At 59.8% G+C, this 22,858-nt stretch carries 22 protein-coding genes; 18 read left to right on the forward strand and 4 right to left on the reverse strand.

Going from position 1 to position 22,858, the window contains the following annotated elements:
- The first annotated feature begins 643 nt into the window (after positions 1-643).
- The 10 genes from ACXX83_RS20560 to ACXX83_RS20605 all read left to right on the forward strand — a co-directional run bounded on the left by ACXX83_RS20560 (position 644) and on the right by ACXX83_RS20605 (position 14,380).
- Positions 644-2,044 carry a polynucleotide adenylyltransferase PcnB gene (locus ACXX83_RS20560; protein ID WP_173862160.1) on the forward strand — a complete coding sequence of 467 codons (1,401 nt, stop codon included), beginning with the start codon at positions 644-646 and terminating at the stop codon, positions 2,042-2,044.
- A 3-nt stretch (positions 2,045-2,047) separates the two neighbouring features.
- On the forward strand, positions 2,048-2,533 hold the full coding sequence (gene folK / locus ACXX83_RS20565; protein ID WP_458549453.1) for a 2-amino-4-hydroxy-6-hydroxymethyldihydropteridine diphosphokinase: 486 nt from the start codon (positions 2,048-2,050) through the stop codon (positions 2,531-2,533).
- 387 nt (positions 2,534-2,920) lie between these two features.
- A complete protein-coding gene (panB, locus tag ACXX83_RS20570) occupies positions 2,921-3,721 on the forward strand; it encodes a 3-methyl-2-oxobutanoate hydroxymethyltransferase (RefSeq protein WP_015096862.1) in 801 nt (266 codons plus the stop codon).
- The gene (panC, locus tag ACXX83_RS20575; RefSeq protein WP_458373907.1) at positions 3,718-4,578 is read left to right on the forward strand and encodes a pantoate--beta-alanine ligase; all 861 of its coding nucleotides are present in this window, start codon (positions 3,718-3,720) and stop codon (positions 4,576-4,578) included. Before panB ends, panC begins: the two co-directional genes overlap by 4 nt.
- A 184-nt stretch (positions 4,579-4,762) precedes the next feature.
- A complete protein-coding gene (gene panD, locus ACXX83_RS20580) occupies positions 4,763-5,143 on the forward strand; it encodes an aspartate 1-decarboxylase (RefSeq protein WP_003228271.1) in 381 nt (126 codons plus the stop codon).
- Between the two features lie 224 nt (positions 5,144-5,367).
- A complete protein-coding gene (pgi, locus tag ACXX83_RS20585) occupies positions 5,368-7,032 on the forward strand; it encodes a glucose-6-phosphate isomerase (RefSeq protein ID WP_015096864.1) in 1,665 nt (554 codons plus the stop codon).
- A 193-nt stretch (positions 7,033-7,225) separates the two neighbouring features.
- Positions 7,226-9,163 carry an acetate--CoA ligase gene (gene acs, locus ACXX83_RS20590; RefSeq protein WP_458549454.1) on the forward strand — a complete coding sequence of 646 codons (1,938 nt, stop codon included), beginning with the start codon at positions 7,226-7,228 and terminating at the stop codon, positions 9,161-9,163.
- Between the two features lie 108 nt (positions 9,164-9,271).
- Positions 9,272-10,141 (forward strand): oxygenase MpaB family protein, encoded by an 870-nt coding sequence (locus tag ACXX83_RS20595; RefSeq protein ID WP_458549455.1) that lies wholly within the window; start codon positions 9,272-9,274, stop codon positions 10,139-10,141.
- Positions 10,142-10,312: 171 nt separating this feature from the next.
- The gene (locus tag ACXX83_RS20600; protein ID WP_458549456.1) at positions 10,313-11,329 is read left to right on the forward strand and encodes a class I SAM-dependent rRNA methyltransferase; all 1,017 of its coding nucleotides are present in this window, start codon (positions 10,313-10,315) and stop codon (positions 11,327-11,329) included.
- Positions 11,330-11,422: 93 nt separating this feature from the next.
- Positions 11,423-14,380: a DUF748 domain-containing protein gene (locus ACXX83_RS20605; protein WP_458549457.1), complete on the forward strand. Its 2,958-nt coding sequence runs from the start codon at positions 11,423-11,425 to the stop codon at positions 14,378-14,380.
- Positions 14,381-14,595: 215 nt separating this feature from the next.
- Here ACXX83_RS20605 and ACXX83_RS20610 read toward each other — a convergent pair whose 3' ends face one another.
- Both ACXX83_RS20610 and ACXX83_RS20615 read right to left on the reverse strand, forming a co-directional pair.
- Positions 14,596-14,952, reverse strand: coding sequence for a BON domain-containing protein (locus tag ACXX83_RS20610; protein WP_056728649.1), 357 nt, complete (start codon positions 14,950-14,952; stop codon positions 14,596-14,598).
- A 302-nt stretch (positions 14,953-15,254) separates the two neighbouring features.
- Positions 15,255-15,677: a pilin gene (locus ACXX83_RS20615; RefSeq protein ID WP_407802406.1), complete on the reverse strand. Its 423-nt coding sequence runs from the start codon at positions 15,675-15,677 to the stop codon at positions 15,255-15,257.
- A gap of 227 nt (positions 15,678-15,904) precedes the next feature.
- Here ACXX83_RS20615 and ACXX83_RS20620 point away from each other — a divergent pair, with 227 nt between their 5' ends.
- From ACXX83_RS20620 to yacG, 4 genes are read left to right on the forward strand one after another with little or no spacing between them, the layout of a single operon-like run.
- Positions 15,905-17,122: a type II secretion system F family protein gene (locus tag ACXX83_RS20620; RefSeq protein ID WP_217836387.1), complete on the forward strand. Its 1,218-nt coding sequence runs from the start codon at positions 15,905-15,907 to the stop codon at positions 17,120-17,122.
- A 1-nt stretch (position 17,123) separates the two neighbouring features.
- Entirely contained in the window at positions 17,124-17,996 is an 873-nt protein-coding gene (locus ACXX83_RS20625; protein WP_458549458.1) for a prepilin peptidase, read from the forward strand.
- Positions 17,993-18,616, forward strand: coding sequence for a dephospho-CoA kinase (coaE, locus tag ACXX83_RS20630; protein WP_015096873.1), 624 nt, complete (start codon positions 17,993-17,995; stop codon positions 18,614-18,616). Before ACXX83_RS20625 ends, coaE begins: the two co-directional genes overlap by 4 nt.
- Positions 18,613-18,813 (forward strand): DNA gyrase inhibitor YacG, encoded by a 201-nt coding sequence (gene yacG / locus ACXX83_RS20635; protein ID WP_007970539.1) that lies wholly within the window; start codon positions 18,613-18,615, stop codon positions 18,811-18,813. Before coaE ends, yacG begins: the two co-directional genes overlap by 4 nt.
- A gap of 18 nt (positions 18,814-18,831) precedes the next feature.
- Here yacG and ACXX83_RS20640 read toward each other — a convergent pair whose 3' ends face one another.
- Both ACXX83_RS20640 and ACXX83_RS20645 read right to left on the reverse strand, forming a co-directional pair.
- The gene (locus ACXX83_RS20640; protein WP_217836390.1) at positions 18,832-19,521 is read right to left on the reverse strand and encodes an energy-coupling factor ABC transporter permease; all 690 of its coding nucleotides are present in this window, start codon (positions 19,519-19,521) and stop codon (positions 18,832-18,834) included.
- On the reverse strand, positions 19,518-19,985 hold the full coding sequence (locus ACXX83_RS20645; RefSeq protein ID WP_458549459.1) for an FAD/FMN-containing dehydrogenase: 468 nt from the start codon (positions 19,983-19,985) through the stop codon (positions 19,518-19,520). Before ACXX83_RS20645 ends, ACXX83_RS20640 begins: the two co-directional genes overlap by 4 nt.
- Before the next feature lie 129 nt (positions 19,986-20,114).
- Here ACXX83_RS20645 and ACXX83_RS20650 point away from each other — a divergent pair, with 129 nt between their 5' ends.
- The 4 genes from ACXX83_RS20650 to ACXX83_RS20665 are packed head-to-tail and all read left to right on the forward strand — an operon-like array spanning position 20,115 to position 22,851.
- Positions 20,115-20,741 (forward strand): DUF1780 domain-containing protein, encoded by a 627-nt coding sequence (locus ACXX83_RS20650; RefSeq protein WP_007970534.1) that lies wholly within the window; start codon positions 20,115-20,117, stop codon positions 20,739-20,741.
- Positions 20,738-21,265: an MOSC domain-containing protein gene (locus ACXX83_RS20655; protein WP_458549460.1), complete on the forward strand. Its 528-nt coding sequence runs from the start codon at positions 20,738-20,740 to the stop codon at positions 21,263-21,265. Before ACXX83_RS20650 ends, ACXX83_RS20655 begins: the two co-directional genes overlap by 4 nt.
- A 53-nt stretch (positions 21,266-21,318) precedes the next feature.
- Positions 21,319-21,492: a DUF3094 domain-containing protein gene (locus ACXX83_RS20660; protein WP_458549461.1), complete on the forward strand. Its 174-nt coding sequence runs from the start codon at positions 21,319-21,321 to the stop codon at positions 21,490-21,492.
- Between the two features lie 60 nt (positions 21,493-21,552).
- A complete protein-coding gene (locus ACXX83_RS20665; RefSeq protein WP_007970529.1) occupies positions 21,553-22,851 on the forward strand; it encodes an NAD(P)/FAD-dependent oxidoreductase in 1,299 nt (432 codons plus the stop codon).
- Positions 22,852-22,858: the final 7 nt, after the last annotated feature.

A 22,858-nucleotide genomic window follows, 5' to 3' on the forward strand; every position in this document is an offset into this window, starting at 1 on the left:
AACAGAAGCCGGGGCTTACGGTAACGAAGCCCCGGCTTTTTTTCGCCGTCGAAATGCCCGACAGCTGGCTTAACCCCTTGTTTTATTGGGCTTCGCAAAAGTTGGCACGCACCCTGCTATATGTTTGGTACAAGAACAATAACAAGCAATGCACAAGACAATAAAAATAAGACGAATCGACTCACGCACAATAAAAACAAGACGGCGAGAGGCGCAGCTAACTGATTCTTTTGGAGAGGCGTTGTATTTGGGGCTAGCCCCACGACCAGGCCGAGAACAACAAAAACTGTCCTAAGACAGAGCCTGTACTGGTTGGATCGAAAGATCACTGCAATTCAGCGACCAAAGCAATCCGTTTGCTCTTGGCTCCCGATTGGGAGGGTCATGAAGGAAAGCTTCATGGCAAGGGCACTTAACAAAAACAAAAAGCCCGAAACCAAAAATAAAAATAGAGCATGCAACTACTTCTTGGGGAGCTTCGGCTCCCCTTGTAGTTTCTGCGATTCAGCCCCCCCACCTCCTACGGACCTACAGCTCATATCTGCTGTGTCCTACACCATCCCCCGACTAAATGCTAGAATCCCCGCCCATCATGCGGTCATTCTTCTGTTATGGCCGAATATTCCTTCAAACAGTGCATCCCATGCTGAAGAAGCTGTTCCAGTCATTCCGTTCTCCCAAGCGTCCTACGCAACACATTCGCAGCACGCCTGAAGTGCTCAACAGCGGCCAACACTCGCTGCAAAAGGCGCAATTCAGCCGCTACGCGGTGAATATCGTTGAACGCCTGCAGAGCGCCGGTTACCAGGCCTACCTGGTGGGCGGTTGCGTGCGCGACATGTTGCTGGGCATTACACCGAAAGATTTCGACGTTGCCACCAGCGCCACACCTGAGCAGGTACGGGCCGAATTCCGTAACGCGCGAATCATCGGGCGTCGGTTCAAATTGGTGCACATCCACTTCGGTCGCGAAATCATCGAAGTCGCGACCTTCCGCGCCAATCACCCGCAAAACGAAGACGAGGAAGACAGCAACCAGTCTTCGCGAAACGAAAGCGGGCGCATCCTGCGCGATAACGTCTATGGCACCCTGGAAGAAGACGCGCAACGTCGCGACTTCACCATCAATGCCCTGTATTACGATCCGGTCAGCGAACGCATCCTCGACTACGCCAACGGCGTACACGACATCCGCAATCACCTGATCCGCCTGATCGGCGATCCGAAGCAACGCTACCAGGAAGACCCGGTACGCATGCTGCGGGCCGTGCGTTTCGCCGCCAAGCTGAACTTCGGTATCGAAAAACACAGTGCCCTGCCCATTCGCGACCTGGCGCCGATGCTGCGCGAGATCCCATCGGCTCGCCTGTTCGAAGAAGTGCTCAAGCTGTTCCTTTCCGGACACGCCGCCGATACGTTTGAAATGCTGGTCGACTTGCAATTGTTCGATCCACTGTTCCCGGCCAGCGCCGAAGCACTGGAATACAACCCGACCTACACCCATACCCTGATCAGCGAAGCCCTGATCAATACCGACCTGCGGATCAAGCAGAACAAACCGGTCACCCCGGCGTTCCTGTTTGCAGCCCTGCTCTGGCCTGCCCTGCCGGCGCGCGTCCTGCGCCTGCAGGAGCGTGGAATGCCGCCGATTCCGGCGATGCAGGAAGCGGCGCATGAGCTGATTGCCGAACAGTGCCAGCGAATCGCGATTCCGAAACGCTTCACCATGCCGATCCGCGAGATCTGGGACATGCAGGAACGCCTGCCGCGCCGCAGCGGCAAGCGTGCCGATCTGTTGCTGGACAATCCGCGCTTCCGCGCTGGCTATGACTTCCTGCTGTTGCGCGAGAGTGCAGGCGAGCAGACTGACGGCCTCGGCGAATGGTGGACCGACTATCAGGACGCCAATGAAAGCGAGCGTCGCGACATGATCCGCGACCTCAGCGGCAAGGAAGAAGGCACCGGCGCCCCGCGCAAGCGTCGCCGCAGCGCTGGTTCCAAGCGCAAGCGCGCCGCCGGTGCTTCGAGCACCACGGGCGAGTAATCCATGGAACGCATCTACATCGGCATGGGCAGCAATCTGGCTGACCCTGCCGAACAATTGCGCAGCGCCGTCGAGGCGCTGGCGCAGTTGCCGCAATCGGAGCTGGTCGGGGTTTCTGCGTTTTATCAAAGTGACTCACTGCTTCCCGGACAACCGCGCTACACCAATGCGGTAGCCGCGCTCGACAGCACGCTGGCGCCACTGGAATTGCTGGATGCCTTGCAGGCCATCGAAAACGGCCAGGGTCGCGAGCGCCTTGAACGCTGGGGACCGCGTACGCTGGACCTCGACATCTTGCTGTTCGGTGATCGCCTGATCGACGAACCGCGCCTCAAGGTTCCCCACTACCACATGCAGGAACGGGCCTTCGTGCTTTACCCGCTGGCGGAGCTGGCACCTGCGGATTTGCAACTCGCCGATGGCCGAACCCTGGCCGAACTGCTCAAGGCATGCCCGTTCGTCGGCCTGGAACGCCTGCCCCCGAACTGACCCAAATCCCCTGTGGGAGCGAGCCTGCTCGCGATAGCGGTAGTACATTCAACATAGATATGGACTGACACACCGCCATCGCGAGCAGGCTCGCTCCCACATTGGTTTGTGGCGAACACAAAAGTGCGGCTGACCGCCGAATCGAACAAACCTGCTGAATCGCATCAGTTACTCCGGTAACACCCCACCCGTAACAATGCGGTAACACACGCAATTGACTTCCCTCGTTCTCCTCACGACTATAGGCGTCCCGCTGCCGCCTACACGGCGTTCAAGGGCGCAATCCAGGCCTTAAAAGCACGACGAAAGAGCGTGCGCCTGTATTCAACGAAGAATCACGCGCGTTACTCGCAGTAGTTTCCACAGCGCCTGAATGAGGAACTTTTCATGCCAGCCATCACCCTGACCACCCTGCAAGGTCTGAAGCAAAAAGGTGAAAAAATCACCATGCTGACCTGCTACGACGCAACCTTCGCCCACGCCTGCAACCAGGCCGGCGTCGAAGTGCTGCTGGTGGGCGACTCCCTCGGCATGGTTTTGCAGGGCCACGACAGCACCTTGCCTGTCACCACCGCAGAAATGGCTTACCACGTGGCTGCCGTCAAACGCGGTAACAGCGATGCCCTGATCCTCGCCGACCTGCCATTCATGGCCTATGCCACCACCGAACAAGCCATGACCAACAGCGCCCTGTTGATGCAGGCCGGCGCGCACATGGTCAAGGTCGAAGGAGCGTTGTGGCTGGCCGATTCGATCCGCCTGCTGGCCGAGCGCGGCATCCCTGTGTGCGCGCACATGGGCCTGACGCCGCAGTCGGTGAACATCCTTGGCGGCTACAAGGTCCAGGGTCGCAATGAAAACCAGGCGCGGCAGATGCGTGCCGACGCGATCGCCCTGGAACAGGCTGGCGCGGCCATGCTGCTGCTCGAATGCGTCCCGAGCGAGCTGGCAGAAGAAATCACCCAGGCGGTGAAGATTCCGGTGATCGGGATTGGCGCCGGCAATCGCACCGATGGCCAGGTGCTGGTTCTGCACGACATGCTGGGGCTGTCCATAACCGGCCGCATGCCAAAATTCGTGAAGAACTTCATGACTGGCCAGACCAGCATTGAAGCTGCATTGAATGCCTACGTGACTGAAGTCAAGGCGGCGACTTTCCCTGGAATCGAACACGGATTCTCTGCATGAACACCGTAAAAACCGTACGTGAACTGCGGGCCGCTGTAGCCCGTGCCCGTAGCGAAGGCAAACGCATTGCCTTTGTGCCGACCATGGGCAACCTGCACAGCGGCCACGTTGCGCTGGTGACCAAGGCCTCCCAACGGGCGGACTTCGTGGTGGCGAGCGTCTTCGTCAACCCGCTGCAATTCGGTGCTGGCGAAGACCTCGACAAGTACCCGCGCACCCTCGCCGCCGACCAGGAAAAACTGCTCCAGGCCGGTTGCCATCTGCTATTCGCGCCAACCGTCGAGGAGATGTATCCCGACGGAATGACCGGCCAGACCCGCGTCAGTGTCCCGCAATTGTCCGAAGGCCTGTGTGGCGCAAGCCGGCCAGGGCACTTCGAAGGCGTGGCGACGGTGGTCAGCAAGCTGTTCAACATGGTCCAGCCGGACCTGGCAATCTTTGGCGAGAAGGACTTCCAGCAACTGGCGGTGATTCGCGCGCTGGTACATGACCTGAACATGCCGATCCAGATCATCGGCGAGCCGACCGTACGGGCGGCCGATGGTCTGGCGCTGTCGTCGCGCAACGGTTTCCTCAACGAAGAGCAACGCGCAGTGGCACCGGTGGTCTACCGCACGCTGAATGCGATCAGCGAGGCGATCAAGCAGGGCGAACGCGATTACCCGGCGCTGATCGACACGCAGATCAAACAGCTCGAAACGGCTGGCCTGCGTCCTGACTATCTGGAAATCCGCCATGCCCTGACCCTGCGCCCGGCAACGGCGCAGGATCGTGACCTGGTGATTCTGGTGGCGGCGTTCCTCGGTACGACACGGTTGATCGACAACCTGCACCTGAACCTCGACGCGCCAATTTAAACAACAAAAAACCCTGTGGGAGCGGGCTTGCTCGCGAAGGCGGATGTTCAGTCACAACAGTTTTGCCTGATCCACCGCTATCGCGAGCAAGCTCGCTCCCACAGGGGTTCTGCTGCGCACATACAGACCTTACTGACGCCCACAAACCCTTCGGGCCACTTGCCCGCCGACCTGGGAAACATTCATGCACGCCATCATGCTCAAAGCCAAGCTGCATCGCGCCGAAGTCACCCACGCTGTACTCGATTACGAAGGCTCCTGCGCCATCGACGGTGAATGGCTGGACCTGTCCGGCATCCGCGAGTACGAACAGATCCAGATCTACAACGTCGACAACGGCGAGCGCTTCACTACTTACGCCATCCGTGGCGAAGAAGGTTCGCGCATGATCTCGGTCAACGGCGCCGCGGCACACAAGGCCAAGGTCGGTGATCGCGTGATCATCTGCGCTTACGCTCATTACAGCGAAGCCGAACTGCTCAACTTCAAGCCGCGCATGCTCTACATGGCACCGGGCAATGAACTGAGCCACACCAGCAATGCCATTCCGGTCCAGGTCGCCTGATCCGAGCCCTGTCTCTTCCGTTTGTCGGACCATTCCTAACTTCGATGTTAAAAAAGTACCGGAAACAGGTCAGACAAAGTCAAGACAGATCATTGCGCGGGGTTTACTGTATTCGCCCTGCGCCATGAAATCGTGTCGACGCAGTTGACCGGAACGCCCACCCACAGCGCTCCGGGATTTTTAGTGTTCAAAAGGCCGTTCAAGTAATAAGGAAACCCGCAGCGATGGCGTATTACCGCACTCCTCACGACGTTACCGCTCTGCCCGCCTGGCAAGCGTTGAATGACCACCGCCAAGCCATGCAGGATTTCAGCATGCGCGAAGCCTTCAATGCCGATCCGCAGCGTTTTACTCAATTCACCCTCAGCAGTTGCGGCCTGTTTCTCGACTACTCGAAAAACCTGATCAACGCCGAGACCCGTAATCTGCTGGTAGGCCTGGCCAACGAAGTCGACCTGAAGGGCGCGATCAAATCGCTGTTCGACGGCGAAATCGTCAACTCCTCCGAAGGCCGTCCGGCCCTGCATACAGCCCTGCGCCGCCCGGTTGGCGACAAGCTGTCGGTCAACGGCGTCAACGTGATGCCGGAAGTGCACAAGGTGCTGAACCAGATCACCGACCTCGTCGGCCGTATCCACGATGGTCTGTGGCGCGGTTACACCGAGAAGCCGATCACCGACGTAGTGAACATCGGCATCGGTGGCTCCTTCCTCGGCCCGGAACTGGTTTCCGAAGCCTTGCTGTCCTACGCCCAGAAAGGCGTGCGTTGCCATTACCTGGCGAACATCGATGGCAGCGAGTTCCACGAGCTGACCATGAAGCTGCGTGCCGAAACCACGCTGTTCATCGTTTCGTCGAAATCCTTCAACACCCTCGAAACCCTGAAAAACGCCCAGGCCGCCCGTGCCTGGTATCTGGCCCAGGGTGGTTCGGAAGCCGAGCTGTATCGCCATTTCATCGCGGTATCGAGCAACAACGCCGCCGCCGTAGCCTTCGGTATCCGCGAAGAAAACATCTTCCCGATGTGGGACTGGGTCGGTGGCCGCTACTCGCTGTGGTCGGCCATCGGCTTGCCTATTGCCCTGGCCATCGGCATGTCCAACTTCAAGGAACTGCTGTCCGGTGCCTACACCATGGACCAGCACTTCCAGAGTGCACCGTTCGAACAGAACATGCCGGTGCTGCTGGCCTTGCTCGGCGTGTGGTACGGCAACTTCTGGGGCGCGCAAAGCCACGCGATCCTGCCATACGATCACTACCTGCGTAACATCACCAAGCACCTGCAACAGCTGGACATGGAATCCAACGGCAAAAGCGTGCGCCAGGACGGCAAGCCCGTGTCCACCGACACCGGGCCGGTGATCTGGGGCGGCGTCGGCTGCAACGGTCAGCACGCCTACCACCAGCTGCTGCACCAGGGCACCCAACTGATTCCGGCAGACTTCATCGTGCCGATCGTCAGCTTCAACCCGGTGTCCGACCACCACCAGTGGTTGTACGCCAACTGCCTGTCGCAAAGCCAGGCGCTGATGCTCGGCAAGACCCTGGCCGAGGCCGAAACCGAGCTGCGCGACAAAGGCATGAGCGAAGCCGACGTACACAAACTCGCGCCGCACAAGGTGATCCCGGGCAATCGCCCGAGCAACACCCTGGTGGTCGAGCGCATCAGCCCGCGTCGCCTCGGCGCATTGGTGGCGATGTACGAACACAAAGTTTTCGTGCAAAGCGTGATCTGGGGCATCAATGCCTTCGACCAGTGGGGCGTGGAGCTGGGCAAAGAGCTGGGCAAAGGTGTCTACAACCGCCTGGTCGGCAGCGAAGAAACCCCGGCCGAGGACGCCTCGACTCAAGGGCTGATCAACTACTTCCGCGGTCGTCACCGCGGATAATCTGACACCGCCCTGTTGTACCTTGTGGGAGCGAGCCTGCTCGCGAATGCGGTTTGTCAGTCGACTTTGATGTTGACTGACCCAACGCTTTCGCGAGCAGGCTCGCTCCCACAGTTGTTTTGTGTACGGCTTGAACCCATTGACCACTCGGCGCATCTTTATCCTTGTCGCAAAACAAGAATAAGGAACCGTCATGTTCGATATCAGCAAGTTCCCCAAAGCCGATGCCGTCCGCCGGGCTGCACAATTGAGTCAAGACGACTATAAGCGCCTGTACCGCGAATCCATTGAACACCCCAGCACCTTCTGGGCCGAACAGGCCACGCGTTTTCTCGACTGGAGCGCGCCCTGGGAAACCGTCCAGCGCTACAACCTGAAGACCGGCGAGGCCAGCTGGTTTGCCGGTGCGCAATTGAATGTCAGCTACAACTGCATCGACCGGCACCTGGAAAAACGCGGCGATCAGGTCGCCATCATCTGGGAAGGCGACGACCCTGCCGACTCGACATCGATCACCTACAACCAACTGCATGAAAACGTCTGCCGCCTGGCCAACGTGCTGAAAAGCCGTGGCGTGAAAAAAGGCGACCGCGTATGCATCTACATGCCGATGATTCCCGAGGCGGCCTACGCCATGCTTGCCTGCACCCGCATCGGCGCAGTGCACTCGGTGGTGTTCGGCGGTTTCTCCCCGGACTCGTTGCGCGACCGCATTCTCGACGCTGACTGCCGCACCGTGATCACCGCCGACGAAGGCGTGCGCGGCGGCCGGCCCGTGCCACTCAAGCAGAACGTCGACAAAGCGCTGCAAAGCTGCCCGAACGTGAGCACCGTGCTGGTGGTCGAGCGCAGAAACGTACAGGTGAATTGGGTCGAAGGACGGGACATCAAGTACCAGCAGGCCCTGCGCGAAGCCAGCGCCGATTGCCCGCCGGAGCCGATGGACGCCGAAGACCCGCTGTTCATCCTCTACACCTCCGGCAGTACCGGTAAACCCAAAGGCGTGCTGCACACCACCGGCGGCTACCTGCTGCAAGCGACGATGACCTTCAAGTACGTGCTGGATTACCGCGATGGCGAGGTCTTCTGGTGCACCGCCGACGTCGGTTGGGTCACTGGCCACAGCTACATCGTCTACGGTCCGCTGGCCAACGGCGCGACCACGCTGATCTTCGAGGGCGTGCCGAGCTACCCGACGACCTCGCGCTTCTGGCAGGTGATCGACAAGCACAAGGTGAACATTTTCTACACCGCCCCGACGGCCCTGCGCTCGTTGATGCGCGAAGGGCCCGCCGCGTTGAAGGAAACCTCCCGCGCCAGCGTCAGGCTACTGGGTACGGTCGGCGAACCGATCAATCCGGAAGCGTGGGAGTGGTACTTCCATGAGGTGGGCGAAGAGCGTTGCCCGATCGTCGATACCTGGTGGCAGACCGAAACCGGCGGCATCATGCTCAGCCCTTTGGTCAGCGCCCAACGAATCAAGCCCGGTTGCGCCACACAACCGATGTTCGGTGTGCAGCCGGTGCTGCTCGACGAGCAAGGCAAGGAAATCAAAGGCGCCGGCAGCGGCGTACTGGCCATAAAATCCAGCTGGCCGGCGCAGATCCGTAGCGTCTATGGCGACCCGCAGCGCATGGTCGACACCTATTTCAAGCCGTATCCCGGTTACTACTTCACCGGCGATGGCGCGCGGCGCGATGAAGATGGCGACTACTGGATCACCGGGCGCATCGACGATGTGATCAATGTGTCCGGCCACCGTATCGGCACCGCCGAAGTGGAAAGCGCCCTGGTGCTGCACGAAAGCATCGCCGAGGCCGCTGCGGTCGGTTACCCCCACGACATCAAGGGCCAGGGCATCTATGTCTTCGTCACGCCCATGAACGGCGTTGAGACCAGCGATGAACTGAAGCAGGAATTGCTGGCCCTGGTCGGCAAGGAAATCGGCAATTTTGCCAAACCGGACTTGATCCAATGGGCGCCAGCCTTGCCGAAAACCCGCTCAGGCAAGATCATGCGGCGCATTCTGCGCAAGATCGCCTGCAACGAACTCGATAGCCTGGGCGATACTTCGACCCTGGCCGACCCGAGCGTGGTGCAAGGGCTGATCGACAAACGCCTGAATCAATAATGCTCGCTCTTTGTAGGAGCTGCCGCAAGCTGCGATCTTTTGACCCTGCAGGGCAAAGTCAAAAGATCGCAGCCTGCGGCAACTCCTACAGGAAATTACCGGGACACCATGGAATTCATCCGCACCCGCATCGAAACCCAGATCATGAGCCTGACCGGTTTGTCCCTGGGCAAGCTCGACCTGGAAAACCCCAAGGGCGACCCCGGGCTGTTCGGACCGGACTCGGTGAGCTGGCAAGTCCATGGCGATTTCAGCAGCATGCTGATCGGTGGCATCAGCGCCCTGATGCTGCAGGCCCTGCACCCGCTGGCATTGGCCGGGGTGTGGGACCATTCGAATTTTCGTGAGGACATGCTCGGTCGCTTGCGCCGCACCGGGCAGTTCATCTCCGGTACCACCTTCGGTTCGCGGCAGGACGCCGACTGGTTGATCGAGAAGGTTCGCACCATTCACTTGCAGGTGACCGGCACGGCGCCGGATGGACGCCCCTATGCCGCCAGCGATCCCGATCTGCTGACCTGGGTGCACGTCGCCGAGGTCAGCAACTTCCTCACCGCGCATTTACGCTATCGCAACCCGCATCTGTCCCCAGCCGATCAGGATCGCTATTACGCAGAGATCGCCTTGGTCGCCGAGCGTCTCGGTGCCCGGAATGTGCCCCGTTCGCGACAGGCCATTGCCGACTACCTTGAGCGCATGCGCCCGCAACTGCTGTGCGACGAGCGCAGCCGCGAGGTGCTGCGCCTGTTGTTGAACGCGCCCTCTCCAAGTCGTTTGGCCAAGCCGTTCGGCGGGCTGATGATGCAGGCGGGGATCGATCTGCTGCCGGATTGGGCCAGTGACATGCTCGGCGTCAGCCAGAACCCGCTGCAACGCAAACTGATCCGCGCCAGCGTCAATCGCAGCGCACCAATGCTGCGCTGGGCGGTGCGTAATGGATCGGTGCATCGGGCGAAGCGACGGATGGGGATTACTTAGAAAGAATAAAATCAAAAGTTTCGCGAGCAAGCCCGCTCCCACAGGTTTTATGACATGCACAACAGGTGTGATCTACCTGTGGGAGCGGGCTTGCTCGCGAAGGCAGCGCCTCGGTCCCGCGCCAAAACTGTTAAACTCCCGCGCCCAATTCTCTCCTGCAAGGCGCCCAGCATGTCTTCCTTGAATCAGGCGCTGTGCGCCGCCCTCGATCAACGCCAGGACCTGCTCGCCGAACTGCACCAGCAGGGTACCGACTGCTATCGCCTGTTCCACGGCAGCCAGGAAGGTGCAGGGGGCCTGACCATCGACCGCTACGGCCCGCAACTGCTGGTGCAGAGCTTCCACCAGCCGCTGGAACGCGAGGCGCTGCTGCAACTGCACGACACGGTCAACCAATACCTGGGCTTTGAAACCCTGCTGGTCTACAACGACCGCTCCCGCGGCAACTCGCGCATCGATCGCGAAGACATCGTCTACCGCGCCGACGAAGCCGCCCTGCAGGACCTGGTCGGCCACGAATGGGGCCTGAACTATCGGGTGCGTGGCCGCCATGCCGGACAAGACCCGCTGCTGTTCCTCGACCTGCGCAACACCCGCGGCTGGGTCAAGGATCACAGCAAGAACAAAAGCGTACTGAACCTGTTCGCCTACACCTGTGGCGTCGGCCTCAGTGCCGCCGCCGGCGGTGCGCGCGAGGTATGCAACCTGGACTTCGCCGAAGGCAATCTGGCGGTCGGTCGCGAGAACGGTTTACTCAACCCGCAGTTGCCGCCCATGGAATTTATCCAGTCCGACTACTTCCCGGCCATTCGCCAACTGGCCGGTCTGCCGATCAGCCAGCGCCGCGGGCAAAAACTGCCGAGCTATCAGCGCCTGGAACAGCGCCAGTACGATCTGGTGCTGCTGGACCCACCGGCCTGGGCCAAGAGCGCATTCGGCACCGTCGACCTGCTGCGCGACTATCAGAGCCTGCTCAAGCCGGCCTTGTTGACCACCGCCGACAACGGCGTGCTGATCTGCTGCAACAACCTGGCGAAAGTCAGCATGGACGACTGGCGCGAGCAGGTGTTGCGTTGTGCGGAGAAGGCCGGGCGGCCGGTGCGTGAGTGGAGCGTGATGAAACCAGGCGCCGATTTCCCGTCGATGGATCAGCAACCACCACTGAAAACCCTGATTCTGCAGCTCTGACAACTGTGGGAGAAATCTGAAACTTCCTCGACAAGTCAATCACTTCGGAACCGGAAACGCGTGCCATACTCCAAGGCACTCCGATTCAGACAGATGAAGCCGCACATGTACAAAGGATTGATTCGCGCCATCGGCGCCTTGTTGACTGCTCTGGCCCTCTACAGCTTGCTGGGTTTTCTGATTTTACCGGGTGTGGCGTTGCGCATTGCCAACCAGCAACTGGCCAATTACGCCACCACCCCCGCCACGATCCAGCGGATCGAGTTCAATCCGTTCAGCCTTGAACTGACCCTCTGGGGCTTGAACATCGGCGAGCCCGGCAAGGAGCAGGTCGCTTTCGAACGCCTGTACGCCAATCTGCAACTCGACAGCCTGTGGACCAAGGCGGTGCACCTGTCCGATGTCGAACTGGACAAGCCCAAGACCGAAATCCTGTTCGGCAAGGACGGCAAACTCAATCTGCTCGGGCTGTTCAAACTGCCAGCAAGCGAACCCACACCAACCGACCCGGATGCCAAACCGTTTCCGCTGCGCATCGAGCGGATCAAGCTGGCCGGCGGTGCCCTGCACTTTGTAGACGCCCGGCCCAGCGAGCCTATCGAGTTTCTCTACGACACCCTCGATTTCGAGCTGAAGAACCTCAGTACTCTGCCCGATGACAGCGCCGACATGACCCTGGTGGCCGTCGGCCCCAATGGCGGACAGATCGACTGGACGGGCAACTTCAGCCTGATCCCGATCGCCTCCGAAGGTAAGCTGAAAATCACCGATGGCAAGATGAAAGCCTTTTGGCCCTATGTGCGCGATGCCGTGCCACTGGACCTCGAGAACGGCATCATGAGCATCAGCACCGACTACAAACTCAACCTGTCCAAGGAAACCGAGCTGCTGTTGAGCAATGTAGCGGTCACTGTCGCCCCCTTCGCGATCAAGGCGCCGGATGGCCGGCCGCTGGTAAAGCTTGAGCGTCTGGACGTCAGCGAAACCACGGTGGACCTGGCCAAACAGCAGGTGGTGGTCGGCAAGATCCGCAGCCACAAACTGGAAACCTGGGCCGCACTGGAACCGGACGGCCAACTGGACTGGCAGAAACTGTTCGCCAGCCAACCGTCAAAATCCACCGCCAAAGCCAAGGCGGATGCCGAACCGGCCAGCACTCCGGCGGCGGCAGACTCACCGAAACCAGAACCGGGCGCACCCGACAAACCCTGGCAGGTGCTGCTCAAGGATGTGCAACTGCGCGACTACAAGGTGCATCTGGCTGACCGCAAGGCGCAGCCTGCCGTCGCCCTGGACCTGGCTCCGCTGAACCTCGACCTGCAAAACTTCGACAGCCTCAACGGCTCGCCCTTTACCCTCAAGCTTGATACCGGTGTGGGCAAGCAAGGCAAGATCATGGCCGACGGCGAGGTCAATCTGGCCCCGGTCAGCGCCAGGCTGAAGGTCCAGACCAGAGACATCGACCTGCGGGTTGCCCAGTCCTACATCACGCCCTTCATTCGCCTGGAACTGCGCAGCGGCATGCTCGGCAGCGATCTGGCGGTCAACCTGAAAAGCACCGAGCCCCTGGCCTTCAACGTCACCGGTCGCGCCCAGGTCGATCAGTTGCATACACTGGACACCCTGAAAACCCGCGACTTCCTCAAGTGGCAACAGGTCGTGGTCGAAGGCCTGAACTATCAGCATGGGGACAGCCTGTCGATCGACAAGGTCAACCTGCTCCAGCCCTATGCGCGTTTCATGATCAACGATGATCGCACCACTAACATCGACGACCTGCTGATTCCGCAACCGGCGGACTCCGGGGCAAAACCGGCAACGAGCAAACCGACAAGCAACGAAAAACCTCTTGGCATCCACATCGGCGGTATTTTCATCAATGACGGTTCGGCCAACTTCGCCGACTTCAGCCTGACCCCGAACTTCGCCACCGCCGTCCAGCAACTCAACGGGCAGATCGGCACCATCGACAGCCGCCAGCGGAAACCGGCCAATGTCGACGTCAAGGGCAAGGTCGATCGCTACGCGCCGGTGACCATCAAGGGCTCGGTCAACCCGTTCGACCCGATGGAGAGCCTCGACATCGCCACCAGCTTCAAACGCGTGGAACTGACCACGCTGACCCCCTACTCCGGCAAGTTCGCCGGCTACCGTATCCGCAAGGGCCGGCTCAATCTCGACCTGCATTACCAGATCACCAAGGGGCAGCTCAAAGCCGACAACAAAGTGGTGGTCGAGCAACTTCAACTGGGTGAAAAAGTCGACAGCCCGGATGCCGTGAGCCTGCCGCTGAAACTGGCCATTGCCTTGCTCAAGGACGTCGACGGCAAGATCTCCATCGAGCTGCCGGTCACCGGCGATCTGAACAACCCTCAGTTCAGCGTCATGCCGATTATCTGGCAGACCCTGCGCAACCTGATCGTCAAAGCCGCGGCGGCACCGTTCAAACTCATTGGCGGGCTGGTCAACGGTGGCGGTTCGGAAGACCTGGGCAGCGTTTCATTCGCAGCGGGGTCCAGCGAATTGGGCAAGGACGCCGAAGCCGCCCTGGACAAACTCTCCAGTGCGCTCAAGGAACGCCCGGCCCTGCGCCTGGAAATCGAAGGCACCGCCGCCCAGAGCAGCGATGGCCCGCTGATCGCCGAACAACGCCTGGAGCGTGAGTACCAGTACAACTACTACAAAATGCTCCAGCGTCGCGGCGACAAGGTCCCGGCCCAGGCTTCGTTGCTCGAAGTGCCGGACGGGGAAAAAGGCCCGTTGCTCGAAGGCATCTACCGCACCCGACTTAAAACCCAGCCCCCTGCCGAATGGAAGGACCTGGGCAAGGAAGAGCGCACCGCGAAAATGCGCGCCGAGGTGATCAAGTTCTGGAGCTCCAGTGACGTACTGTTGCGTCAACTGGGCCAGGAGCGCGCCAGCAGCATCAAGGATTACCTGGTCGACAAGGCCAAACTGGAGGATGAGCGGGTGTACTTCATCGACGCCAGTCTGGGCGAAGCGGAAAGTGACGGCCGCGTGGTGACACCGATGCATCTGGATGCCGAGTGATGCCCGGTCAGAGCTGATGGGGCATCACCAAAACTTCATATAGCCCGCACAGTTTTTTGTATTTCTCCCCAAATAAAACAGGCCCCGGCAAAATTGCGCGGGGCCTGTGGTGGCCAATATCCGTTTGGCCCTTCGCATGAACACTCAGGTTGCAACAGACGTATGACTCGGCTCGTCTGTCGCGCCTTCTCCCGGTCCAGGCGAGAAGTCTTGCCTTACTCGGCTTTCAGGCCGTCAGCGGAGACCGCCTTGACGCCTTTGATTTTCTTGGTGATGGCCACAGCCATTTCTTTTTGCGAATCGGTCACGGCGGTAGTCGACGACAGCGATACCACACCTTTGTTGGTTTCAACCTTGATGTCACTACCTGGAATGCCTTTTTCAGTCATCAGGTCAGCTTTGACTTTGGTGGTGATCCAGGTATCGGAAGTAGCTTCTTTCGCTTCGGTCATCTCACCGGCAGCCAGCACCATTGGCGACTGGGTTGCCTGGGTGGTTTGAGCAAACGCGGCGTTGGCCATGGTCAGGGTCAGCGCGGTAGCAGCAGCGGCAGTGATAGCGAACTTCTTCATACGAGTAACTCCTGTTTTTCGGAAAGTCTGCCGGGTGTCTTGTCGGCAGGGTTACCAAGGGTATTGCGAACGCTGTGCCAACTTTGAAACCGAGAATAAAACCTTATAAATCAATGAATTATAAAATCAGCCAATTTTCGGAATCATGCAAAATGCACGAGATTCAGAAACACTGCATGCAAGTTGCGGGTTTGTGGAAAGTTCCTAAGATGCTGAAATTTCTGAGCTTTCTTTTTAGCTTCTGAGGACGGGTCGACAAACAGCAAAAACCCCGCAAAAAAGCGGGGAATTGATTCAGCAACTCATGCCGCAGAACCGGAACACCCTTTAGGCAAGTAATCCGGGGAAACACTGCTCTTACACGACCAGCCTTTGGTTTCGTCCCGTGTCAGGGTGACGGTTTTTCCTTGGACCACCCCCGGGGCATTGTGCAACGTACAAACGATTGATCCCGCTCCCTCCGGCGTTGTAGCCGTCACAGACAGGGCGCAATGGGTGGTCGATGCCACACCGGCGGGCGCCACGTTGGCAATTGTCGGAGTTTCCCCCTGATTGATCACATCCTCGAACGGCACTTTCATCGCAGTCAGCTCGGCCAGCGCCGCCGTGACCTTGGCCCGGGCCTGGTACTTGGAATACATCGGCAGGCCCAGTGTTGCCAGGATCCCGATGATCGCCACCACGACAAGCAACTCGATCAGGGTAAAACCTTTCTGATTGTTCATTTACAAGCTCCATGCATGAGTCGGAGGCTCATGACCTGCCCCATGGCAGCACAGCTTGTGCCAAGGCCAGAAGCCCCTGTTGGCAAGGGATCTGGTAGCCGTCAGGCCTTTTCCTCCTACCAGGACCCGCACTATCTGACGTTTTTTGTCACCTCCCCCTTGCGGGTTTGGCCTCATCCTTTGACTAGGCTATAAGAGCAATTCAATCGGAATCCCCAGGACTGAACATGGCGGTCAAGGCAGCGAAAATCAGCGTGTATGCATGGGAAGGCATCGACCGCAAAGGCACAAAAGTGACCGGCGAACTCAGCGCTCAAAACCCGGCGCTGATCAAGGCGAAACTGCGCAAGCAAGGCATCAGTCCGGGCAAGGTTCGCAAAAAAAACCAATCGGTTTTCAGCATGGGCAAGCGTATCAAGGCCCAGGACATCGCCCTGTTCACCCGTCAAATGGCGACGATGATGAAGGCCGGCGTGCCTTTGTTGCAGTCCTTCGACATCATCGGCGAGGGCTTCGACAATCCGGCCATGCGCACGCTGGTGGACGAACTGAAACAGGAAGTTGCGGCAGGCAGCAGCTTTGCCGCCGCCCTGCGCAAGAAGCCCCGGTATTTCGATGAACTGTATTGCAACCTGGTGGATGCCGGCGAACAGGCCGGTGCCCTCGACACCCTTCTGGAGCGGGTCGCGACCTACAAGGAAAAAAGCGAATCCCTCAAGGCCAGGATCAGGAAAGCCATGACCTACCCGCTGGTGGTGGTATTCGTCGCGGCGATTGTCACCGGGATTCTGCTGGTCAATGTCGTGCCGCAGTTCGAGTCGGTCTTCAAAGGCTTCGGCGCCGAACTGCCGGCCTTTACCGTGATGGTCATTGGACTGTCGCAATTCATGCAGGCCTGGTGGTGGGTGGTCCTGGGCGCGCTGCTCACGATGGCCTTCGGCGTGCGCCACATCCTCGGAAAGTCCCCAGCCTTGCGTGACCGGATGGACACCTGGCTGCTGAAGCTGCCGCTGGTGGGCACTCTGATGCACAAGTCCGCCGTGGCCCGGTTCGCCCGCACACTGTCGACCACTTTCGCTGCCGGCGTGCCGCTGATGGAGGCCCTGCAATCAGTGGCCGGCGCGACCGGCAATAGCGTGTTCAAGCGCGCTGTACTGCGAATCCGGCAAGACGTTTCGACCGGCATGCAATTGAATTTCGCCATGCGTACCTGCGGCGTCTTTCCGAACATGGCGATACAGATGACGGCCATCGGCGAAGAGTCAGGCACCCTGGACGCCATGCTCGACAAAGTTGCGGGGTTCTACGAAGACAGCGTCGATAACATGGTCGATAACCTCACCAGCCTGATGGAGCCGTTCATCATGGTGGTGCTGGGTGTTATCGTCGGTGGACTGGTAGTTGCCATGTACCTGCCCATCTTCCAACTTGGCTCAGCGATCTGACATGCCCTTGAATGAAATCCTGATTCACTCTCCGCTGGCCTTTGTCCTTCTCGCAGGCATCACCGGCCTGCTGGTCGGCAGTTTCCTCAATGTCGTGATCTGGCGCCTGCCGAAAATGCTCGAACGCGACTGGCGTGAGCAGGCCCATGACATTCTCGGGCTGCCTGGCGAAACGCCGTTGCCGACCTACAACCTGTTGCTGCCCCACTCCCAATGCACGCACTGCGAACACCGAATCCGCGTCTGGGAAAACATCCCGCTGCTCAGTTATGTGTTTTTGCGCGGCCGTTGTTCAGCCTGTGCGGCGGCGATCAGCCCGCGCTATCCGTTGACCGAATTGGCCTGCGGCCTGTTGTCAGCGTTTGTTGCCTGGCACTTCGGCTTCGGTTGGCCGGCCTGCCTGATGCTGGTCATGAGCTGGGGATTGCTGGCGATGAGCCTGATCGACGCCGAACATCAGATATTGCCGGATGTGCTGGTGCTGCCACTAATGTGGCTGGGGTTGGTCGTCAACAGTTTCGGCCTGTTCGTGTCGTTGCACGAGGCGCTGTGGGGGGCGATAGCCGGTTACAGCGTGCTGTGGTCGGTGTACTGGCTGTTCAAGCTGATCACCGGCAAGGACGGCATGGGTCACGGTGATTTCAAGCTGCTGGCGATGCTGGGCGCTTGGGGTGGCTGGCAGATTTTGCCGCTGACCATCCTCCTGTCCTCGCTGGTGGGAGCGATCATCGGGCTGCTCACCCTGCGCTTGCGCAATGCAAAAACCTCGACACCGATCCCTTTCGGCCCTTATCTGGCCATTGCCGGCTGGATTGCCTTGCTCTGGGGTGGTCAAATAACCGACCTCTATTGGCAGTTTGTCGGTTTGAAATGAATACCCCTGTGGAAAAACCCTGGATTCTCGGCCTGACCGGCGGCATCGGCAGCGGTAAAAGTGCGGCCGCCCAACACTTCATCGATCTGGGCGTGCATGTGGTCGACGCCGATCATGCCGCTCGCTGGGTCGTTGAACCCGGCCGCCCGGCACTGGCACAAATCGCCGAACACTTCGGCCCCGGTGTGTTGCAGGCCGACGGACAACTGGACCGCGCTGCGCTACGCAAATTGATCTTCGAAGTGCCTGAAGAGCGCCGCTGGCTGGAGGGCCTCCTGCATCCACTGATCGGCGAGGAAATCGCTCATCACCTGGCGCTGGCAAAATCGCCTTATGCGATTCTGGTATCGCCGCTGCTGATCGAGTCCGGCCAGTACGCCATGACCCAACGGGTACTGGTGATCGATGCCCCGGAACAATTGCAGATTGAACGCACCCTGCAACGTGACCAGACCAGCGAGCAGCAGGTCCAGGCGATTCTCAAGGCCCAATCCAGCCGTCAGGATCGCGTAAGTCATGCCGACGACGTCGTGGTCAATGACCGCGACCTGGCCTGGCTGCACAGCGAGGTCGAACGCCTGCATCACTTTTATCTTACTTTGCGTGGAGGCCAGTCATGAGCCAACCAACAACCGTCGAATGCCCAACCTGTGGCGCCCCCGTGGAATGGACCGCCGAAAGCAAATTCCGGCCATTCTGCTCCGATCGCTGCAAACTGATCGACCTGGGCGCCTGGGCGTCCGAAGAACACAAGATTCCAGTGGCCCCCGATGCCGAGGACGAGATGTTCAGCGGTGACTTCGACCCGCGCCACTGATCCACCGGGTCGACGATTTCAGGGCTTGGGATCGTCGTCCTTCCAGGGGGCCGAGAGGTAGCGGGTGCGGTTGAACGTCTCAAGCCACTCCGGACAAAACACGACCAGCGCACTGACGATCATGCCGTTGATAAACGCTTCGGGAAAAATGATCAGCCATAGATATCCGACAAAATCTTCCAGCCAGTACGGCATGGCAAAACGCTCGTCGAACCATAACAACCAAAGCGCCAGCAGCAGACACAGCAATGCCGACAGCGCGGCGGCAAAGAATCCGGAGACGAAGATATACACGAAGGGATTTCGTGGCTGCGCCCGCTCCACCAGGATCGCGCAGCACTCGGTGACCAGCACCGGCAGCGCAATCAACAGCGCACCATTGACCCCGACCGCCGCCAGGTCCTGTCGGCCGAGCAGCACCAGCCCCAACTGCGCGACCAGCCCGCCGACGATCGCCAGCGGCCAGTCCAGAAGCAGTGTGACCGCCGTCATACCAATGAAATGGTAAGACACCCCGGTATCGAAATCCCGCCGCACCAGCCACAGCATGAACAACGCGAACACCGTGCCGAACAATAAATGCTGGCGACGGCTGTCGGTGAACAGTTCAACCCAGGGAGCGCGCCACATCGCCCAAAGCAGCACCGGCACATAGATCATCCAGCCGGCTGTCAGGCTCTGCGGTGACAGCAGCTCAGCGCCGATCATGGACCAGACGTCTCCAGCGCTTCACGCAATTGTGCAGCCGTGGCGTATTCGTGCTGAGCCATCAATCGACCATCCTTGAGCTGCAACCACAGCACTTTATCCACAGCGCCGGGGTAGCGCGGTGCGACACGACCGTCACGATCCAGCATTACCCGGTAGGAGTAATCACGCATGGCCGGCACTGCGAACATTTTCGCGATCAAGCGTGGCATTCGCTGGATGTCCGCGAGAAAGACCGCGTGCCGGGCCTCCAGATAGCCTTCGGGCTGACCTTGCAACGCCGCATCGACCAGTTTCGCCGCCTCCATGCTGCGCGCCACCAGCAGCGTCTGAGTGCGACTGTCGAGGGTGAAGGCCTGATCGAACTGGTCAAGCAATGTCCATGGCGCCAGCCGCTCGCCCACCTCCAGCGCATTAGCCCACAGCGGCAGCACACTGAGTATTAATAGCGACCAATATTTCACCTTGACCCCCTTGTTCAATCACAGGCGCGTAATGGCCATCAGTCTACACCGCCCGTTCCGTGTGCCCAGCGATGCTGATTGATGCTTAACGCTTTCTGCTTGTCGCAATTGAACGCTAAGCTTGGGCCTATGGATGACTCAGATTATTTACGCCTGCTGACCATCGCGGCCGAGCAAGCCAACGCGTTTCTGTCCAATGCCCGCAAATGGGAGCGGGAGCGTTGGGTGTGCCAGCGCCTGTTGCAAGGTTTGAACATTCCCTATCGCGCCGATGAATTCGCCCCCGCCGGGGAGCCGCCGGACGTGTTGTTTCGCGATGCCAGTTTCGAGGTGTTCTTCGTGCTCGACGAAGGCAGGCGCCTCAACGATGAATGGCGCGACGAACTGCAGCGCAGACGCAGCGCGTTTTCCCTGAGTCAACTGGTACGCCGCGAGGCCAAGCCTCGACGCATCCCCGCCAACGAGTTCTTGTTGCGATTGGCGCCGACCTTGCGCAAAAAAGCCCACAACTACAAAGAGCGCGGCATGGATCTGGGTGAACTGGACATCATTGCCTTCGCCAGCCTCAAACGCGAAGTGCTGGACCTCAACAGCCACTTCCCGCCGCCGACCGAGTACCTGCGCCAGGGCTGGCGTTCGCTGTCCCTGGTCGGGCCGACATTTGCCCGCGTGCTGTTCGCCCACCCGGATGCACCGGACTTCTTGCGCAGCAACCTGGGGCGCAGCATTGTCTTTGACGTCGGGATCAGCCTGTGAGTCCACTGCAGGAGCTGATCTCCGAGGTACCACAACAAGGTCGTGTACGCTGGATCGGCGTGCGCCCGCAATCACGTTCGGCAATGCTTGAACTCGATGCCGTGGAAGCGCGCCTGGAGGCCGGCCTGACCGGCGACCACGCCCGCCCCGGCGTGCGCAATGCGCGGCAGGTCACGCTGATTCAGTGGGAGCACCTGGCGGTGATCAGTTCGCTGATGGGGCGTGCACAGGATCATCCGGTCCGGCCTGAAGATCTGCGGCGCAATCTCGTTATCAGTGGCATCAACCTGTTCAGCCTCAAGGGCCGCCGCTTCCGGATTGGCCAGGCAACGTTCGAAACCACTGGCTGGTGCCAACCCTGCGCGCGCCTTGAAAGCAACCTGGGCATCGGCACCTTTCAGGCCGTGCGCGGACATGGCGGAATCACTGCCCGGGTGTTACAAAGTGGAATCATTCGCCTGGACGATATCGTCAGCGTCGAACCCGTTCCAGACAGCGGCTATGCTGCGTTCAACCCTGGGTAAAAACACTGTAGCTTCTACACATTCAGCAACGTCTACCTTTGACGAGGCCCGATATGACCAGCCGCCTGAACCCCGACGACCAAAAGCATGTCGAAGAGTACCTGCAGTTGTGCCAGCACCAAGTCGAGCGCCGGCCTTTCCGGCCTTGGATGCTCCTTGTACTGGTATTGGCAGTGACCATTGGTCTTGGCCTATTGAGCCGACTTATCAGTTACCTGACGCTATGAGCTGCCTTGCGCTCGCTTGGGTATCCGTACCGATTTCTTTTAGCCTTGCGAGTTATCCCCATGTCCCATCGTATTGTCATTGTCGGCGGCGGCGCCGGCGGTCTGGAGTTGGCTACCCGTCTGGGTAAGACTCTGGGCAAGCGCGGTACGGCCAGCGTGATGCTGGTCGACGCGAACCTGACCCACATCTGGAAACCCTTGTTGCACGAAGTGGCAGCCGGGTCCCTGAACTCTTCCGAAGACGAACTCAACTATGTAGCCCAGGCCAAATGGAACCACTTCGAGTTCCAGCTCGGGCGCATGAGCGGGCTTGATCGCGCGAACAAAAAAATCCAGCTGGCCGCCACCTACGACGAGGCCGGTCTGGAACTGGTGCCGGCCCGCGAAGTGCCTTACGACTCGCTGGTGATCTCCGTCGGCAGCACCACCAACGATTTCGGCACCCAGGGCGCGGCGCAACACTGCCTGTTCCTCGACACCCGCAAGCAGGCCGAGCGTTTCCACCAGCAACTGCTCAATCACTATTTGCGCGCACACGCCGGCCAGACCGACGCAGTCGAACAAATCAGCGTGGCCATCGTCGGCGCCGGTGCCACCGGGGTCGAGCTGGCCGCCGAGCTGCACAACGCCGCCCACGAACTGGCGGCCTATGGCCTGGACCGGATCAAACCGGAAAACATGCACATCACCCTGATCGAAGCCGGTCCACGGGTGCTGCCGGCGCTGCCGGAGCGGATTGGCGGGCCTGTGCATAAAACCCTGGAGAAACTCGGGGTCAACGTCATGACCAATGCCGCAGTCAGCGAAGTGACGGCCGACAGCCTGATCACCGCCGACGGCAACGAAATCAAGGCCAGCCTGAAAGTCTGGGCCGCGGGGATTCGCGCGCCGGGTTTCCTCAAGGACATCGATGGCCTGGAAACCAACCGCATCAATCAACTGCAGGTGCTGCCGACCCTGCAAACCACCCGCGACGAGAACATCTTCGCCTTCGGCGACTGCGCCGCCTGCCCGCAACCAGGCAGCGACCGCAATGTGCCACCACGCGCCCAGGCCGCTCACCAACAGGCTTCGTTGCTGGCCAAATCGCTGAAGCTGCGCATCGAAGGCAAGCCCCTGCCGGAGTACAAGTACACCGACTACGGCTCGCTGATCTCACTGTCGCGTTTTTCGGCCGTGGGTAACCTGATGGGCAACCTCACCGGCAGCGTGATGCTCGAAGGCTGGCTGGCGCGGATGTTCTACGTGTCGCTGTACCGCATGCACCAGATGGCGCTGTACGGGCCGTTCCGCACGGCGATGCTGATGTTGGGCAGCAAGATCGGTCGCGGCACTGAGCCACGCCTGAAGCTGCACTAAAACACCC

The sequence above is a fragment of the Pseudomonas sp. GNP012 genome (assembly GCF_054343835.1).

Coding starts and splice junctions, on each gene's coding strand:
- ACXX83_RS20560 (WP_173862160.1), top strand. CDS start 644: ATGCTGAAGAAGCTGTTCCAGTCATTCCGTTCTCCCAAGCGTCCTACG.
- folK (WP_458549453.1), top strand. CDS start 2,048: ATGGAACGCATCTACATCGGCATGGGCAGCAATCTGGCTGACCCTGCC.
- panB (WP_015096862.1), top strand. CDS start 2,921: ATGCCAGCCATCACCCTGACCACCCTGCAAGGTCTGAAGCAAAAAGGT.
- panC (WP_458373907.1), top strand. CDS start 3,718: ATGAACACCGTAAAAACCGTACGTGAACTGCGGGCCGCTGTAGCCCGT.
- panD (WP_003228271.1), top strand. CDS start 4,763: ATGCACGCCATCATGCTCAAAGCCAAGCTGCATCGCGCCGAAGTCACC.
- pgi (WP_015096864.1), top strand. CDS start 5,368: ATGGCGTATTACCGCACTCCTCACGACGTTACCGCTCTGCCCGCCTGG.
- acs (WP_458549454.1), top strand. CDS start 7,226: ATGTTCGATATCAGCAAGTTCCCCAAAGCCGATGCCGTCCGCCGGGCT.
- ACXX83_RS20595 (WP_458549455.1), top strand. CDS start 9,272: ATGGAATTCATCCGCACCCGCATCGAAACCCAGATCATGAGCCTGACC.
- ACXX83_RS20600 (WP_458549456.1), top strand. CDS start 10,313: ATGTCTTCCTTGAATCAGGCGCTGTGCGCCGCCCTCGATCAACGCCAG.
- ACXX83_RS20605 (WP_458549457.1), top strand. CDS start 11,423: ATGAAGCCGCACATGTACAAAGGATTGATTCGCGCCATCGGCGCCTTG.
- ACXX83_RS20610 (WP_056728649.1), bottom strand. CDS start 14,952: ATGAAGAAGTTCGCTATCACTGCCGCTGCTGCTACCGCGCTGACCCTG.
- ACXX83_RS20615 (WP_407802406.1), bottom strand. CDS start 15,677: ATGAACAATCAGAAAGGTTTTACCCTGATCGAGTTGCTTGTCGTGGTG.
- ACXX83_RS20620 (WP_217836387.1), top strand. CDS start 15,905: ATGGCGGTCAAGGCAGCGAAAATCAGCGTGTATGCATGGGAAGGCATC.
- ACXX83_RS20625 (WP_458549458.1), top strand. CDS start 17,124: ATGCCCTTGAATGAAATCCTGATTCACTCTCCGCTGGCCTTTGTCCTT.
- coaE (WP_015096873.1), top strand. CDS start 17,993: ATGAATACCCCTGTGGAAAAACCCTGGATTCTCGGCCTGACCGGCGGC.
- yacG (WP_007970539.1), top strand. CDS start 18,613: ATGAGCCAACCAACAACCGTCGAATGCCCAACCTGTGGCGCCCCCGTG.
- ACXX83_RS20640 (WP_217836390.1), bottom strand. CDS start 19,521: ATGATCGGCGCTGAGCTGCTGTCACCGCAGAGCCTGACAGCCGGCTGG.
- ACXX83_RS20650 (WP_007970534.1), top strand. CDS start 20,115: ATGGATGACTCAGATTATTTACGCCTGCTGACCATCGCGGCCGAGCAA.
- ACXX83_RS20660 (WP_458549461.1), top strand. CDS start 21,319: ATGACCAGCCGCCTGAACCCCGACGACCAAAAGCATGTCGAAGAGTAC.
- ACXX83_RS20665 (WP_007970529.1), top strand. CDS start 21,553: ATGTCCCATCGTATTGTCATTGTCGGCGGCGGCGCCGGCGGTCTGGAG.